The organism is Comamonas sp. C24C, from assembly GCF_053345995.1.
On the sequence record NZ_JBKFBC010000016.1, the window covers coordinates 50,200 to 64,869 of the forward strand.

The 14,670-nt window shown below is 54.3% G+C and carries 16 protein-coding genes and 1 pseudogene; 14 read left to right on the top strand and 3 right to left on the bottom strand.

Annotation, left to right across the window (positions count from 1 at the left end):
* Positions 1-2: 2 nt before the first annotated feature.
* From ACLBXN_RS23170 to ACLBXN_RS23180, 3 genes are all read left to right on the top strand, one after another.
* A complete protein-coding gene (locus ACLBXN_RS23170; RefSeq protein ID WP_447613712.1) occupies positions 3-365 on the top strand; it encodes an AtuA-related protein in 363 nt (120 codons plus the stop codon).
* Positions 366-396: 31 nt separating this feature from the next.
* The gene (locus ACLBXN_RS23175) at positions 397-1,368 is read left to right on the top strand and encodes a Bug family tripartite tricarboxylate transporter substrate binding protein (RefSeq protein WP_447613729.1); all 972 of its coding nucleotides are present in this window, start codon (positions 397-399) and stop codon (positions 1,366-1,368) included.
* 137 nt (positions 1,369-1,505) lie between these two features.
* Complete coding sequence (locus ACLBXN_RS23180; RefSeq protein WP_447613713.1) at positions 1,506-3,623, top strand: alpha/beta hydrolase domain-containing protein; 2,118 nt, start codon at positions 1,506-1,508, stop codon at positions 3,621-3,623.
* A gap of 93 nt (positions 3,624-3,716) precedes the next feature.
* On the opposite strand, the gene ACLBXN_RS23185 is transcribed toward ACLBXN_RS23180, so the two are convergent.
* Positions 3,717-4,025, bottom strand: coding sequence for an antibiotic biosynthesis monooxygenase family protein (locus ACLBXN_RS23185; protein ID WP_407716196.1), 309 nt, complete (start codon positions 4,023-4,025; stop codon positions 3,717-3,719).
* 357 nt (positions 4,026-4,382) lie between these two features.
* On the opposite strand from ACLBXN_RS23185, the gene ACLBXN_RS23190 reads away from it, so the two are divergent.
* The 11 genes from ACLBXN_RS23190 to ACLBXN_RS23240 all read left to right on the top strand — a co-directional run bounded on the left by ACLBXN_RS23190 (position 4,383) and on the right by ACLBXN_RS23240 (position 13,425).
* The gene (locus tag ACLBXN_RS23190; protein WP_447613714.1) at positions 4,383-5,276 is read left to right on the top strand and encodes a ParA family protein; all 894 of its coding nucleotides are present in this window, start codon (positions 4,383-4,385) and stop codon (positions 5,274-5,276) included.
* A gap of 14 nt (positions 5,277-5,290) precedes the next feature.
* Positions 5,291-6,979, top strand: a complete 1,689-nt coding sequence (locus ACLBXN_RS23195; RefSeq protein WP_447613715.1) for a hypothetical protein — start codon at positions 5,291-5,293, stop codon at positions 6,977-6,979.
* Between the two features lie 16 nt (positions 6,980-6,995).
* A complete protein-coding gene (locus ACLBXN_RS23200; RefSeq protein WP_447613716.1) occupies positions 6,996-7,619 on the top strand; it encodes an STY4526/YPO1902 family pathogenicity island replication protein in 624 nt (207 codons plus the stop codon).
* A gap of 49 nt (positions 7,620-7,668) precedes the next feature.
* Positions 7,669-8,115: a hypothetical protein gene (locus ACLBXN_RS23205; protein ID WP_447613717.1), complete on the top strand. Its 447-nt coding sequence runs from the start codon at positions 7,669-7,671 to the stop codon at positions 8,113-8,115.
* Between the two features lie 12 nt (positions 8,116-8,127).
* Entirely contained in the window at positions 8,128-9,885 is a 1,758-nt protein-coding gene (locus ACLBXN_RS23210) for a hypothetical protein (protein WP_447613718.1), read from the top strand.
* Between the two features lie 181 nt (positions 9,886-10,066).
* Positions 10,067-10,519: a hypothetical protein gene (locus ACLBXN_RS23215; protein ID WP_447613719.1), complete on the top strand. Its 453-nt coding sequence runs from the start codon at positions 10,067-10,069 to the stop codon at positions 10,517-10,519.
* A 28-nt stretch (positions 10,520-10,547) separates the two neighbouring features.
* Entirely contained in the window at positions 10,548-11,672 is a 1,125-nt protein-coding gene (locus tag ACLBXN_RS23220; protein WP_447613720.1) for a PFL_4669 family integrating conjugative element protein, read from the top strand.
* A 16-nt stretch (positions 11,673-11,688) separates the two neighbouring features.
* Entirely contained in the window at positions 11,689-12,237 is a 549-nt protein-coding gene (locus tag ACLBXN_RS23225) for a hypothetical protein (protein ID WP_447613721.1), read from the top strand.
* Positions 12,238-12,303: 66 nt separating this feature from the next.
* Entirely contained in the window at positions 12,304-12,750 is a 447-nt protein-coding gene (locus ACLBXN_RS23230) for a single-stranded DNA-binding protein (protein WP_447613722.1), read from the top strand.
* A gap of 28 nt (positions 12,751-12,778) precedes the next feature.
* Positions 12,779-13,123: a hypothetical protein gene (locus tag ACLBXN_RS23235; protein ID WP_447613723.1), complete on the top strand. Its 345-nt coding sequence runs from the start codon at positions 12,779-12,781 to the stop codon at positions 13,121-13,123.
* Between the two features lie 17 nt (positions 13,124-13,140).
* The gene (locus tag ACLBXN_RS23240) at positions 13,141-13,425 is read left to right on the top strand and encodes a hypothetical protein (RefSeq protein ID WP_447613724.1); all 285 of its coding nucleotides are present in this window, start codon (positions 13,141-13,143) and stop codon (positions 13,423-13,425) included.
* A gap of 507 nt (positions 13,426-13,932) precedes the next feature.
* Here the strand turns inward: ACLBXN_RS23240 and ACLBXN_RS23245 are convergent.
* Positions 13,933-14,283, bottom strand: a pseudogene (locus ACLBXN_RS23245) (transposase); the annotation flags it as partial.
* 93 nt (positions 14,284-14,376) lie between these two features.
* Positions 14,377-14,670, bottom strand: a 294-nt coding sequence (locus tag ACLBXN_RS23250; RefSeq protein WP_447613725.1) for an SDR family oxidoreductase, incomplete at its 5' end; no start/stop codon positions are given.

Genomic DNA, 14,670 nt, shown 5'->3' on the forward strand with positions numbered 1-14,670 from the left:
CCATGAACTCAACCCTTACCGTTCCCCTTTACCGAGTTGCGCATGGACGCACGGGTGACAAAGGCAACCGCTCCAATATCAGTGTCATTGCATGGCATCCGGATTTGTGGGAAGTGGTGTGCGAACAAGTCACCGAACACGTCGTGATGCACCTGTTTGCAGACCGCAAGCCAAGCCATGTTCGGCGATACCTGCTACCCAAGCTCCACGCCATGAATCTGGTGCTCGACAACGTGCTGGATGGGGGGGTCAACGACTCGCTGAATCTTGACAGCCATGGAAAAACGCTGTGCTTCAGGGTACTTGAAATGCCTGTCGTGGTTCCATGCCATCTCGAGTCACTGCTTGTCGGTCCGAGCGCCTGAATTTTCTACAACAACCACTAGGAGACAAACCATGAAATTTCTGACACGACGCACTGTTCTTGCATGCGGTGCAAGCCTGGCGCTCAGCCCCTTGGCCTTTGCGCAAGGCGAATTTCCGAACAAACCTATTACCTTTGTTGTGCCGTTTGCCGCCGGCAGTGCCACAGACCAGCTTGCACGCGCCTTGGGACAAGCCGTTTCCGAGCAAACCAAGCAGCCGGTCGTGGTGGAAAACAAAGGCGGTGCCAGCGGCATGATTGCGGCGCAAGCAGTGGCCAAGGCCGCGCCTGATGGCTACACCGTGCTCATCACGACCAATACGACGCATGCTGCCAACGAGCATCTATACAAAAAGCTGTCGTACGATCCTGTCAAGGACTTCACACCCATCACGGGTCTCGGAAAAGGCGGACAGGTCTTGGTCGTTCCTGCGACTTCGCCTTATCAGTCCGTAGGCGATCTGCTGGGCTACGCCAAAGCCAATCCCGGAAAGCTGAGTTTTGGCAGCGGCAGCTCTTCAAGCCGTGTCGCTGGCGAAATGCTGAAGCAACTCGCTGGCGTCGACATCCTTCACGTTCCCTACAAGAGCAATCCGCTCGCCCTCACAGATCTTCTCGGCGGACAAATAAACCTGATGATTACCGACGTCTCGACGGGCGTTCCTCAAATCAAGGCCGGTAAGCTGCGCCCGCTGGGCTACTCCACTCAAAAGCGCAGCGCACAGTTGCCTGATGTTCCGACCATCGCGGAAGCCGGTGTCAAAGGCTATGACATGGGCTACTGGTTTGCAGCCTACACGCCTGCCAATACACCAGCACCTGTCGCGGCCAGACTCAATCAACTGCTGACCAAGGCGGTGAACAGCGCTGCGGCCAAGTCCTTCTTCAATATGTCCGGCTCCGAAGCCTGGACCACCTCTGCCTCGGAGCTGGCACAGTTCCAGGCCGCAGAAACCACCAAGTGGGGACAGGTCATCAAGGCGGCAGGCATCACGCCTGAATAAGGCGGGCGACCGCGCAGCGGCCCAGCACCCGGGCCGCTCACACTCAATCCAGTCCATCTTCAAATTGGCCGCCAGATGCCAAGGGATAGCAGCGCCGTTCTGAAACCTGGCTCATCGATAAAAACAAGGAGACAAACATGCATGCGTTCAAGCTGACAATAGCCGCCATGGCAGCGGCAATCGCCGCGGGATGCGGGGGAGGCGACGGCGGCAAGTCCGTCAATGAATCTGCCAAGCCCAGGCTGGCTATCCAGATTACGTCCACTCAGGATTTTCCTGGAACCTATGGCAGCGTTGGAGCCTATGAGAAAGTCAGCGGAACAATCTCTGGGGAGCTCGACCCGAAAGATGCCAGAAACCGCATCATTCAAGATCTGGAGCTTGCTCCGGTCAACGCCAGGGGAATGGTGGAGTATTCAACGGACTTCGTGCTTCTCAAGCCCAAGAACATGTCCAAAGCCAGCGGCGTGCTCCGCTACGACGCTCCGAATCGAGGCAACATCCTGACCATGCCCAATCCCAGCAGCACACCAAGTGACGCTGTCTACATGGAACGGGGCTACGTGATGTTGTATGCGGCTTGGCAAGGCGATGTGCCCAAATCCTCTGCCGAGCGTTTGACGGCAAAAGTGCCAGTGGCAATCAATACGGATGGCAGCAGCATCACCGGCACATATCGCACCGAGCTGGTTCCAGGTACTGCCACGTCAACGATGGGCCTGCCTGGTGGTGTCTTCAACGGAACTATGCTTCCATACGCGCCAGCCAGCCTAGACAATACCGCCCCTGGCTATTCGTTAACTCGGCGCATCAATGAAACGGACAAGCGAGAACTGATTCCCGCATCTGATTGGAAGTTTGCGGACTGCACTTCAAGCGCACCGTTTCCAGGCATCGCAGATGCAGGCAAAGTCTGCATGAAGGATGGCTTCGATCCTTTGTATCTGTATGAACTGGTCTATGTTGCCAAGGACCCCAAAGTCATGGGAGTCGGGCTTGCTGCATTGCGTGATGCTGTTCATTTCTTCCGCTCGACAGAGAAGGACAGCAACGGCAGCCCCAACCCGTTGGCTGGGCGCATCAAATACACGCTTGGCCAAGGTACGTCCCAGTCGGGAAATGCCATGAAGACCTTCCTGCATCTAGGCTTCAACCAGGCAACTGACGGCTCACGCGTATTTGACGGGATGTATGCGCATGTCGCGGCACGTCAAACCAATGTCAACACGCGTTTTGCAGTTCCGGGAGGGGGAGGGGGGCTGCGCACCGACCATACCGCGTTTGGCCAGACCGCACCACGCGGCCTTGACAAGAGCTATGTCGATGACATCAGTGGCCGCGAAGGCGGGGTCATGCGTCGCTGCAGCGAGTCCAATACCTGCCCCAAGTTCTTTCTGGGACTGTCAGGCACGGAGTTCTGGCAGTTGCAAGGTTCGCCCGTACTCACCAATACGCAAGGAAGCAGGGACATTGCACAACCGGACAACGCCCGCATCTACTACTACTCCAGCACACAACACGGTGGGGCGGGTGGCGAATCCAGCATCAGCTACGTACCAAGTCGTAATGTCTATCCTGCCGGAACGGTGGTGCATTTCAATGACACATTCCGAGCTCTTTTCCTTACCTTGGAAGACTGGGTTACCAAAGGCACAGAGCCTCCGGCAAGCCAGACCCCTTTGCTGGCCGACGGCACATTGGTCAAGCCCGGATCAGTTCAGTTCCCCGCAATGCAGGGAGTCCAGTGGAAATCCGGCACGGGTCTATCCGCCATACCGGCTTTCAACTACCTCGCCCGCTATAACAATTACGAATTGCTGGAGTTCGGACCGCAATACCGGCCTGAAGATGAGTCAGGCATTGCAAGCATCTTGCCGCCCCGACAAACGGGTCGGCAGTATCCAATACTGGTGCCCCAGGTTGACCCTCGAACCGGCCTCACGATTGCCGGCATCCACTCGGTAGAAGCACTTGCGCCGCTCGGTACAAGTATTGAGTTCAATTATGTGGCGAGCGACAAAATCGTTGATTTGTCTAATCTGACGGGTAGTTACATACCGTTCCACAAAACTCGAGCTCAGAGAATTGCGGCAGGTGATACACGTGTCTCTCTCGAAGAGCTGTATGTCAACCAGGACGGATATGTGCAAGCGGTCTCAGCAGCCGCACGAGGCCTGGTTGAAAAGCGGCTTTTGCTCCAGCGTGATGCGGAACTCATCATCGAGAAAGCAAGAAACTCAGCAATCTTCGAATAAAGAAGGGCAGATGATGGCAACTGGTGCTTGAGCGCCAGTTGCTCTGTGCATGGAGATCCGCGGCTGTTAAGGCTCCAATCTGGGCCGTCTCCGTTACTTGACAGCCCGGCTGTCTTCGACGGTGAAGTGCTCTACATGCGGTGGTTCCACAAAATAAGGACCGATGATGGCGCGCCACTCGGCAAAAGCGGCGGACTGGCGGAATCCAATCGTGTGGTCGTCCAGAGTTTCCCAATGTACGGTCAACACATAGCGGCCCTCGGTCTCGATGCAGGCAAGGACTGTATGGCCGAGATAGCCAGTGGCTTTGCTCAGCACGGCATCTGCGGCCCGACGAATGGCGCTTCCAAAATCCTTGTGCTTGGCTGGCTCCACCTTGAAGTCTGCAATTTCAACAATCATCAGTTTTCTCCTGTTGGTACGACGAAAGATAGTCACGAGGAGCCTATCTCACTTAGATGCTAAGGGCGCAAGCATCCTGCCGATGCTTATAAAGACGCAACCCGTATGTCTAAAGAAACTTTGGCTTTCGTAGCTCTCGATGATAATCTATATACGATGTATATTTTCTGACACTTTTTTAGGTGAAAAGTCAAGTTTTTTGCTTGAGTTTGAACAGAAGGTTACGAAATAACCATCGAACATGGGTGGCTTCTGAGGGCTACTGCGGCCTCAGTTTTGGTCGCAACGGCCTACCAATGCGCGAGCGAACTTCAGCTCCCGTTGAATGGATCAACAACCATTCAACGAGGACTTTCAATGTTCATCATCACTGTTCTGGCTTCTAAGGGCGGAGTCGGCAAGACAACTACAGCTGCGAATCTCGGCGGGCTGCTGCACGACATCGGCTTTAGGACGCTGCTGATCGACGGCGATATTCAGCCGTCGCTCTCACGCTATTACCAGCTTTCCTATGCTGCACCTTTTGGGCTCACACAGTTGGTGCAGTCTGGTGCACTGACCCCGGACTGCATCTCGCATTGCCAACTGCCACCGACTTCCTATCAAGGCAAGCTTGAGAAGGCACCTAAGAGCGAGGGAGGTTGCCTGCATATCGTTCGCTCTGACGCCAAGGACTCGTCTTTGCAGGTCTGGATGGCCAATCGCAATCCAGTGAGCATGCAGTTCAGTTTCAAGAACCCCTTGAAGCACCCTGCAATCGCTAGCGCATATGACGTGGTCATTATTGATACCCAAGGTGCTGTGGGTCATCTGCAAGATGCTGCTGTGGTTGCTGCTGATCTGCTGCTTGTGCCTGCAACGCCAGACATGATCTCTGCTCGCGAGTTCATCGCAAACGTGAAGGCATTCATTGAACGCCACGATAGCGTGTCTAGCATGGGCTTGAAGATGCCTCAGATGAAGGCATTTCTCAATAAAAGCCAGAAGACCAGCGATAGCAAGGAAATGTCAGCAATGATTCGCGAAAGCTTCATTGAGCTGAGCGGAAAAATCACGATGCTGGATACCGATGTTCCCGATGCAACTGCTTGGAAAAAAGCGGCCAGTGCCGGAGTTCCAGTGCATTGGGTTGATCCGGTGAAAGCGTCCAACACGCTGCATTCCCTTCTTTGGGAAATTGTGCCCAGCGTGTCGGAGATGTACGCATCTAACCACCCCCAATATATTGATCTGAATGCACCCTCCAATTAATTTAGGAGGAAAGCATGCGTACACCTGAAACCATGACTGCTCGTGAACGGGCAGCCTCGTTAAACCTAACTACGTCCCCTGGAAATAAACAAGGGACGTCAGCTATGACCGCACCTGATAAACCAAAGCTGACGCCAAATCAAGCACGTCTTGAGGCGGCTAAAGCAGCTCTTCACCGAGACTCTGAAAGATCAACTACCATTTTTGATCCGATGGATGAGATTGATGGCTCCATCATCATCTTGGATGTGTTTGATATTGATGAATATTCGATGAATCCTCGCAAGAAAGTCAATTCTCAGCGGGCGGAAATAAAAGCGAGTATGAAGGTCGACGGCATCACAAATATGTTCTCAGTGACGCGTCGAAACCCTACGGAGAAGTATTTTCCATATGGTGGCGGAAATACTCGTGTGGAGATCGCAAAAGAGCTGGTGAATGAAGGCGTCGAGAAACTGCGGCGCATCCATGTCGTTACTAGGAAGTGGCCTGGCGAGGCTGCTGTCATTGCCGCGCACTTGAGCGAAAACGACAATCGAAGTGATATTTCGTTCTGGGAGCGAGCTCAGGGCGTGATGAATTACAAGCGCGAAATTGAGAAGCAGACTGCTAAATCATTCTCGGCCACCGAGCTGAATAAAGCACTTAAAGAGGTTGGATTGAGCTATGGCGTTCGGATGGTTCAAAATTTCATCTTCGCTGTCGAAAATCTCGGACTGATTGGCCCTTGGCTGCAAGCATATGACGTGAATTCGACTATTCGACCAACAGTTGCAGCCCTGCATGATATTGCGGCGAAGTTCGATAAACGTGATGAAGTCAAGGAAGCAGTCGAAGAAATCTTCTTGATGCACGCAACCGATCTTGAGGCCATGGAGCAAGCAAACTCCGAGGCCGATCCTTCAAGCCGGACTGAAGTGAAGCTGGATGTTCAATCGCTGCTCACCCAGATCCAGTCGGTGTCATCGAAGCATTTTGGTATTGCCGCCGACCATATCGAGTCAGTCGTTCAATCCTACCTCCAGGACCCTAAGCTTTCAGTGGATGACATGCGCTCGATAGAGAGCGCGAACAAGAAGGAGCAACAGCAAGCCAAGCAGGCGCCGCTGGCGGGGATGCTTGCCAGTGCGACATCAAGTACATCACCTGCTAACAAAAGCACCGCCAGCAAGGCTGATAAGCAAGGGGCTGAAGGAGGGCCGGCAGACAAGTTGGCGGCGTTTTCCGCACGTCTATCGCAGAACCTTGTGGAACTCAACGCCGTCGTGCCGCTTTCTGACTTCGTGAAGCCTGTGCCGGGTTTGCCATACGGGTTCATGGTCGATATTCCGGAGCGCATGTCTTACGTGGGCGATCAAAAGCTCTCCGAAGATCTCGAAACTCTGCGTGTGTATCTCTGGCCATTTCTTGCAACGCAAACCGGGCAGTGCAACGCAAGCCTACTCTCGAAATGCGACCCAGAAAGCCGCTGGGTAAAGGCTATTCAGGCTGGCGTTGATACGTTCCGCCAGGAATGCACGGATAGAGCAATTCTGTGCGGGAAGAATGGGCAGCTTTATGTCACTTCTGACCATTATGGGTATCTCTTCGGCAATGCGGCGGTTGCTAGATGCTTGTCTGCTCTGATGCAAACACTCGCTGAATTTTATATCGCCGTGCAAGAGGATAGCCGCGAAGCCTATAAACCGTTATTTACGGAATAAACACGTTAGTTAAGCAATGACAGATCATATTGTTCCCGTCGATATTCACACGAATCCGCAGTTGAATTTTCTGCTGCTGACGGAGGTGATTCGTGCTATCGAAACCGAGGATGGAATAGATCAGTTATTGCAGATGGGTTGCGATGCCGAATTGATCGACCAACTTCGGCATCGCAAGACTCGCGATATTCTGGATATTTCTACTAAGTTAACGAGGGTTAAGCTCGTATTTTCTCCTGGCGAACTCCGGCAGCATCTAGAAGGCCTGGATCGACAACGGCAAGACGATGCTCTTTGCGAATATTTTGTGCGAAATGGCGCATCGCGTGCACTGATTACCCGGCTTTTTAAGCGCTCCGCAGACGATATTCGAAGGTTGCGTGAATTGGTTGGTGGAAGCGTCACTGGCGGGAGGGCCAAATTACCAAAGCAGTTTGATGTTCGGGATCATATTCATCAAGCCTGGGCCGAAATTACAAGCCAATCCGTGCCTGGGCAATCTCTGCGTGATTGGATTTTCGAGCTGCATTCTCGTTTTTCGGAGTATACCATCGACACGCTTTATTCAACGCTCAAAGAGTTTGAAGACGAGGGTAGCCTGGCTCTTCCCAGGAGAAACGCTTTCCCGGTCGGCAAATAAATCAGCCGTAGGACGTTCTATTTACAACCATTATCGATAAAGCTTGAACATGAAGAACACCCAGAATTTATCCGCCCAGCTGTCGAATAGTGATAGTGAATTTCTGAAGTCCGCACTGTTCCTGGAACTCATTGGCCAAGAGCCCATCACCATCAACCGCGCTTTCGTGGATCTCACTGGTAACGTCTTGAGCGCACTCTGGCTTACCTATGCGATGGAGCGGGAGCGTCGCAGCGAGTCGGAGGACTTTTTCGAAATCCTTATGTCGTCGTCATGCTGCACGAAGGACACCGGAATAACGAGGGCACAGCAGCAAACCTGCCGCAAGACACTCGTGGACTTGGGCATCCTGCATGAGCACGCTGGTCAGGGCCGCATCATTACCTATCGGATCTCGAAGCGACGCTTGCTTGAACTTTTGCAGCTGCAAGCCATGCCCTTGGCCATCGCAATGCGCAGCGCAGCCTCAACCTCTGTAGCCGCAGCTGCGTACTGATGGAGCTTGTCAGTGCGCGGCTCTCTTTCACTCGCAGCTATTCCAACAGTTCGTTATGAACTGCAGGAGGATGCGCCGATCCACCATGGTGCCGAGCAGATTTTTCTGCACCTGGACGATCGAGGTTTCGTTCCATTTCATCCGGTGCTGGCTGAAAAATTCGGCCACAAAGCCGCCATCTTCGCGGGCATGGCGCTCTACTGGACGCGCCACAGTCTCCGCAACCATCCCGAGCGCGGTGGCTGGTTCTTTATGTCCTTGCAGCAGTGGAAGTCGGCCATTGGGCTGACCCGCACCGAGCAAGCCAGTGTGCGCGAGCTGCTGATGGGCGAGGGCGTGCTCGAAGAGATGCTCGTTGGGCGTCCTGCAGTGCTGAATTACCGCCTGAACGTACCTGCACTCGCCAAGGCAATGGCCATGCGCAGCAAGGGGCAGAAACTTACATGGGACTTGGCAAGTAGCTGGTTCAAGGGCTGCAAGGTCTACTACAAGCCCCTGGCTGATGTGGCTGGAAGCATCGCAAGCGGGCTGTACTTGGCCTATCTGCTGCAGCGGCACCGGGAGTGTCTGAAGCTAGGCCAGCTCACCGATGGCGCTATCCCGGTCAGCCAGGATGAAATCTCAACAGCGCTTGTGCTCGGTCCGAAGGTCCAGCGCAATGCTCGGGAGCGGCTGAAAAAGGCGGGATTCATTAACGAGGTCGGCATCGGCGGAGCTTTGGTCCGCATTAACTTCGACGCCATTCTGCTGTGCCTGCGTGGGCAAAGCATCAAGCCTTTGCCTCGCAAGGCTGAAGCGGATAAGGCCACTCCTGCGGCGTCAACGAAGGCTGCACCGTCGAATGGCGGTCCAGCCACGAAGCAGACGCTGGATCTGTCCGGGCTTTCGTTCGCGTTCTCGCAAGCGACGCTAGGACTGGCCGCGACCCCTCCTACTACCCGCCCGCGCGATCTCTTGCTGTCTTTCTTGAACGACGAATTGGTGCCTCACAAACCTGTCGAAATCCGACAAGCTGGAGCTACTCCTTCGATCAGTGAGCAGGCCGCCAAGTCGGCGCAAATCTCCAATGTCAGCAAGGAGTTAGCGAAGAGCTTTAGCGATAAGGGTAGCGAGGGTGGAGCGAAGGAATCGTTTGCCGTTTCCTGCAAACAAGAGCCTGACTCTTTGGCCGAAACCTGCAGGCTTGATCTGCCGTTTCCCGCAATCAATATACAAAGGACTTTTATTCAATCCACTACTACTTCGCCGGCGAACACCAGCAGCACGGCTGACGTTCAGGCAAGTGAGGATGGTAAGTCTTCGAGTTCGGACAAGCTGAATGCCGAACTTGCCTCTGGCCTCATCTTCCCAACCTGGATTGAGAAGTCACTGCACGCGTCCCTCTCCAAGGTGCTGGCCAAGTTTCCCCTTGAGCAACAACAGCAAGCGTTGGACGAGATGGAAGGTGCGAACCGGCGATTTCATAAAGTGAAATCGCCGGTGGCCTGGCTAAACAGTGTGGTGAAGAAATATAAAGCCGGCGAATGCATCTGGGCGTATGCCCCCGTCATCGTTGCAGAGCGTATTGAGTTGGCCAAACAGGCCGATGCTCAACAGGCCCAGAAAGAAGCATCGCTGAAAGCCTTTCACGAGGGATCGGCCAACGCCGTCGCGAATCCTACGCCAGTGGCCGTCAAAGCTGGTGAGCCTTTCGACAAAGAAGCGGCGCGCGCGAAGTTGCTTGCACTTCGCAATGAGCGGGCGGCAAAGGTCGGAATGGCGAAGAAATGAGATGCCGTCAGTTTCTTCCACGGTATATGGGCAGCCGTCTTGTAACTCGCCTAGGCGATGCCTTACGAATAACCCGAGATGGGCCATCTGGCACTCAGTGCCGAGTGGCTCGAAATGAACCACGCGGCAATCATTGCCACGTAGCTCGAAATGAGCCACAGCAATTTTCTAGAGAAGCAATATGAGCTATCAGAAATCAGGGAATGATCTATTTATTCAGTTCGTTCAGCAATTCAGAAGCTACACGGATGCCGCGGTTCTTTGGGTCTTACTCAAAGAGCGGGGAGATATTGGAGAGATCGCCATTACGTCTGGGTCAATCACTGAAGTCGAACTGTGCAGAACCATTCCATTACCCACCGTAAAACGAACTCTCCAGCGGTTGCAAGAGACCGGATTTATTAATGTCCGCGTGCAGAAGAACACGAAAACGCTGGTGACAGTGAATTGCGATGCTGTACTCGATTTACTAAGACAGCCCATTGCCGAGCGGCTGCCATCAGTCAGCAAGAAGCACTTTCCATTTATCGATGCTTGGAATGAAGACATCGCTAAAGAAGCTGCGCAAGTGGCAATAGGGAACGCCAGTGCCGACGAGGGCGGCAGATCGGGAGAAATCCCGGACGTTGGATAGACGAAATATTGAATTTAAGGAGAAGACCGTGGCTACTGATCGCAAAAAAACTGAATCCAGCTTTCAGCCAGTAATACTGGCTGGTGTCTTGTGTGCTGGTACACCTGGCATTCAATTTACGACTGAGACGAATTCGCCATTTCGTGACGGCTATTCAATTGCTTGTGAAGAAGTTGCTTTGGCGGCATTCATCCAGGCTGGCGCGTCTGAAGATGATCCTTTGTTTGATCGCTATGTAGAGCTGGAAGATCGCAAAGAGCAATTCCAGAAGATGCAAGCGGAGCGACGCGATCGTCGTGGTGCGGACGCGGTGGTGACGAACTCCGAAGCGCAAGGCATTGATGATCTGGGGCCACTGACGAACGAAGGCGTGGACCAGATGACCATTCACACCATCGAGGCCTACCGACTTTTTCAGGGCCGATCTGGTGAGCCTGAAAAGCGCTTGAACGCCATCATCGGTGGAAAGCGCGTGGCCTCATCGCTGCGGAATCTTTGGGTGCTGACGGCTCGTGACAATCCATATGCAGACTGGGCTCTGGTGCGCCATGAGTATGGAATCTCGCAAGTTCAAGACTCGTTGCGTGCTCAGATCGCCAAAGCCGAGGAGCTGCTGGTGAGCCAGCGCAAGCGCGGCCTGAGCCTGAGCATCGTTCAGTCCGCTCGCCCGATGACCCTGAACCTCGGCTTCCGTAGCCCATATGGCTACGCGATTTCCATGCTGATCGTGGACTACGACTACTTCGTTCGTATCCAGAAGACCCTGCAGCGAAAGAACTTGCTGAGCGATGAGCAGGCTCGTGCTGTGCTGAGCGCAATTAGCCGCGCCATCCTTGGCGTGTTTTATGGCACCGCCCGATTCGACAAATGGCTTGCCCGCCCAGAGATTCGTGAACTGAGTCGCTCCGATTGGTTTAGCGCGGACCCGGAGGCGGCGAAGCGCATTCAGTTTGTGGTTAGCACGTTTGGCGCAGTGCCAGCCCAGATCTACAAGGCCGAGGTGAAGCCATCTCATTCGCGCCGACTCATCAACATCAGCGAAGCAGAACGGGCGTTGCTGCAGCAAGTCGGCGACCAATTGCAGCAGGCGCAAGAGCATGGCTCCGACGAATTTGCATCGAACGGCCCTGAGGCAACAGCTACTGCTGTTTGAGAAACAGCGTAGTCGTTTGGAACTGATATTGAAAGGGATTGGTGTGATAAGGGATCTGGAATTCAAAGGGGCTTTGCAGCACACCGGTCGTGGCCGAGTCGTCAACAATGTGCTGTGGGGCCGCCAAACACTGGCGGATCAAGACTGTCAAGATCGAGATGACGTAAAGGCCCTTACGGGTAGGGGCACCCTCTCCAGATTGCGCCAGAAACTTGACGGCATCGATGCACTCCTGAAACAAATGCATGACTTGTCCGAGAAGTCGAAATCTGTTCCAGGCCTGAGCTTCTATCTGGTTGTCCACCAGAAAAACACAACGGGCTATGTCTTTCTGCGCTGGCGCCAGCGCATGGGCTCGAATCGCCATTTGAGCTTTGAGGAGGTCGAGAAGCTTGCGGCAGGCCTACCTATTGAACTCCGTCAATGGTGCATGGCAGCCTCCAAGCGCGCTGTAGCCTTGAATGAGGAGCATCAGCAGACGCGTAGCGATATCAAGCGTATTCGCGTGGGCTTGGACAAGGCCCCTGTCTTTCTTTATCCACGTTCCCCGATTTCACCTATTTGAATCCGTACCTCGGCTGACCTTGTGCAGCAGCTCAGGCGTTCAATCCGCACTATGAGGAATAGAGTGATGACGCAACTTTTTATTGGCAAGGGCAACCTGGCTAACTCTCCCACTCTGCAGATGCTGACCGGCCAGAACGGTCCATTTGAGGTGGCCAGCATGCGTGTGTACTTCGGTCGATATGGTCGCAATGACCAAGGCGAGGTGGAGCAGATCGGAGGATATTGGCGCGAGGTGGAAATCTACGGGGCCAAGGCTCGCGATGCCGCGCGGCTGCTCCGCAAAGGCGCTCGCGTGCTGGTGATCGGTGAGGAGCGAGAGTTCATGGCGCGTGACGAGGCGACAGGTGGTCAGGTGCAGGTGTTCAAGATTACCGCCGATGACGTTGCATTGCAGCTCTCACGTGTGAAGAGCATCGAGTTCGAAGCTCCGCGCCGAACCACGACTGGGCCATCGAACATTCCCACTGGCGAAGAGTCTGCGGAATACCCAGCTGCTATGCAGCCCGCCTAGATAGCATATTTCATTTTAGGAGCACATCTTGCCATTACATCCCGCTCAACAGACCTCGGATGACATCACACTGCTTGTCGATTGCCGATTCACCATGGTGCTGGCAGCATCACCTTCCGCGGACGAAGAGAAGGCGACAGCTTTTTTGCTTGTGCGTGACTCCACGGGCAAGGATGTATGCGTGGGATATTGCAGGCTCCAGTTCGATGGCACTTGGCATACCCGCCTAACCGTCAGTCTCAAACAGACTCAACGCTCATTGGTGACTTTGATAGTCGTGTTGATGCTGTGGTGCAGCTATGGCTTGTCCGTCATTACTTTAGACAGAATAGTTTTGCCTTTCCTGTGGCGCACATGCTCAGTCGCCAATTGAGTCCACAGGAGATATTTATGCGTAAAGAAAAGAGTCTTAGAGGGATATTCCACTCTGGACCAGATAACCCGAATTTCGATGCTGCGGCTTGGGACATTACCTGCCGGGACGTGTTCGATAGAAACCTGTCCTTGATCAGTAAGTCCTACGACGCCTTTATTCTGAAATGCTCTAGCGATTTTGAGTCCTTAGTCTCGGATCTCAATGCCTCCGAAGCCTGCAGGCATTGGGCACTGACCTGGGCAAGTGGATGGGGTTACGAGCCCCCGGAGCTGCGTTCCACGCGCCAATCTGTGGACTGACGGTCACGATGATTGACTCAAGTAAGGCCATCAGAGTCGCCCCAGTCACGATCCGTCCCCCCGATCTACTCGTCAAAGCTGTGTCCGATGGGCGCTGGCTAGGGTTGCAGCTGCTGACCGTTCCTGGCATGAGCCGTCCATTGGCCCACTACGATGCCTGGTGGAGTGGATCTCGTCGCATGTGGTTGCTTCAAACCGCTGATGCAGCCTATGTCCAAAGCGCCATACAGCAAGCCTACGCTGGTCAGTTCGTGGACACTGAGCAGCTGGACGTGCAGTTGCGTGCGGCTATCTCGGCTCCCGATTCAGACTACTTCGCACAGCTGCTGGATGTCCAGATCTTTCCGCTGGCGAAGGGCGATCTGGCGCGTGGGACCTGGGCAGTGAGTTTCACCTACGATCCGCTGTGCGTGAAGGCGATGCGCTCGCTAGGTGGCTTCTTTCACAAGCATGCTCCTGCTTGGCAGGTCCGTGATGACGCACAGGCCATCATCGACAGGTTGGCCAGGAACCACCGACGAGGATCAACAGTGGGATGCCCCTGGCATCTACAACGAGGTGGCGCTTGGAGCCAAGCTTGCCTCTGTTCGTGGGGTTGGGGTTCGTTTCCTGGCCCCTCGGGGGCTTGGCACCGAGGAGTCATCTAAGCTGCCAGCAGGTCATACCACTGCCGCAACCCAAGGACTGAGGCAAGTCTTACCATGGGATGCCTGTTTACAACACGAACAGAATGCCATTGAGCGCTGCTTCATCGTTCACGGTGAGCTTACGTGCGCCACCTTTGACGGAAGGAGTGAAGGCTGGGATCAGGGGCTGCAGCTGTCGCCACAGTTCTTTGCTAACGGGTTGTCTTGCCATGAGGGCTAGAAGCATAAATGTTTTTGGCTGATCTCAAAGGGAGGTGGCGCTAGCGGCTCTTAGAGATGGAAATCAACGAAAGAGCACTCATCGTTAATATGTTGTCCAGCCACCGTCGGTTGCGTAGGCCGCACCGGTTATGTTGGATGCCTCGTCGGACAATAGAAACAGCATGATGGCCACCTGCTCGGCCGGCGTGGCATCACGTTTGTGCGAGTCTGCCGCTTGAAGCAGGCTATTGGTCTTCAGCATGCTCATGCTGGGGCCGCCACCGGCATCCTTCATTTTGCGCGTGACCAACTCCAGCGCGCGCGCCACCATGGGCGTGGCCGTCTGCGCCATGTTCACGGAGTTGATGCGAATGCCGTTGGCCGCATAGTCGATCGC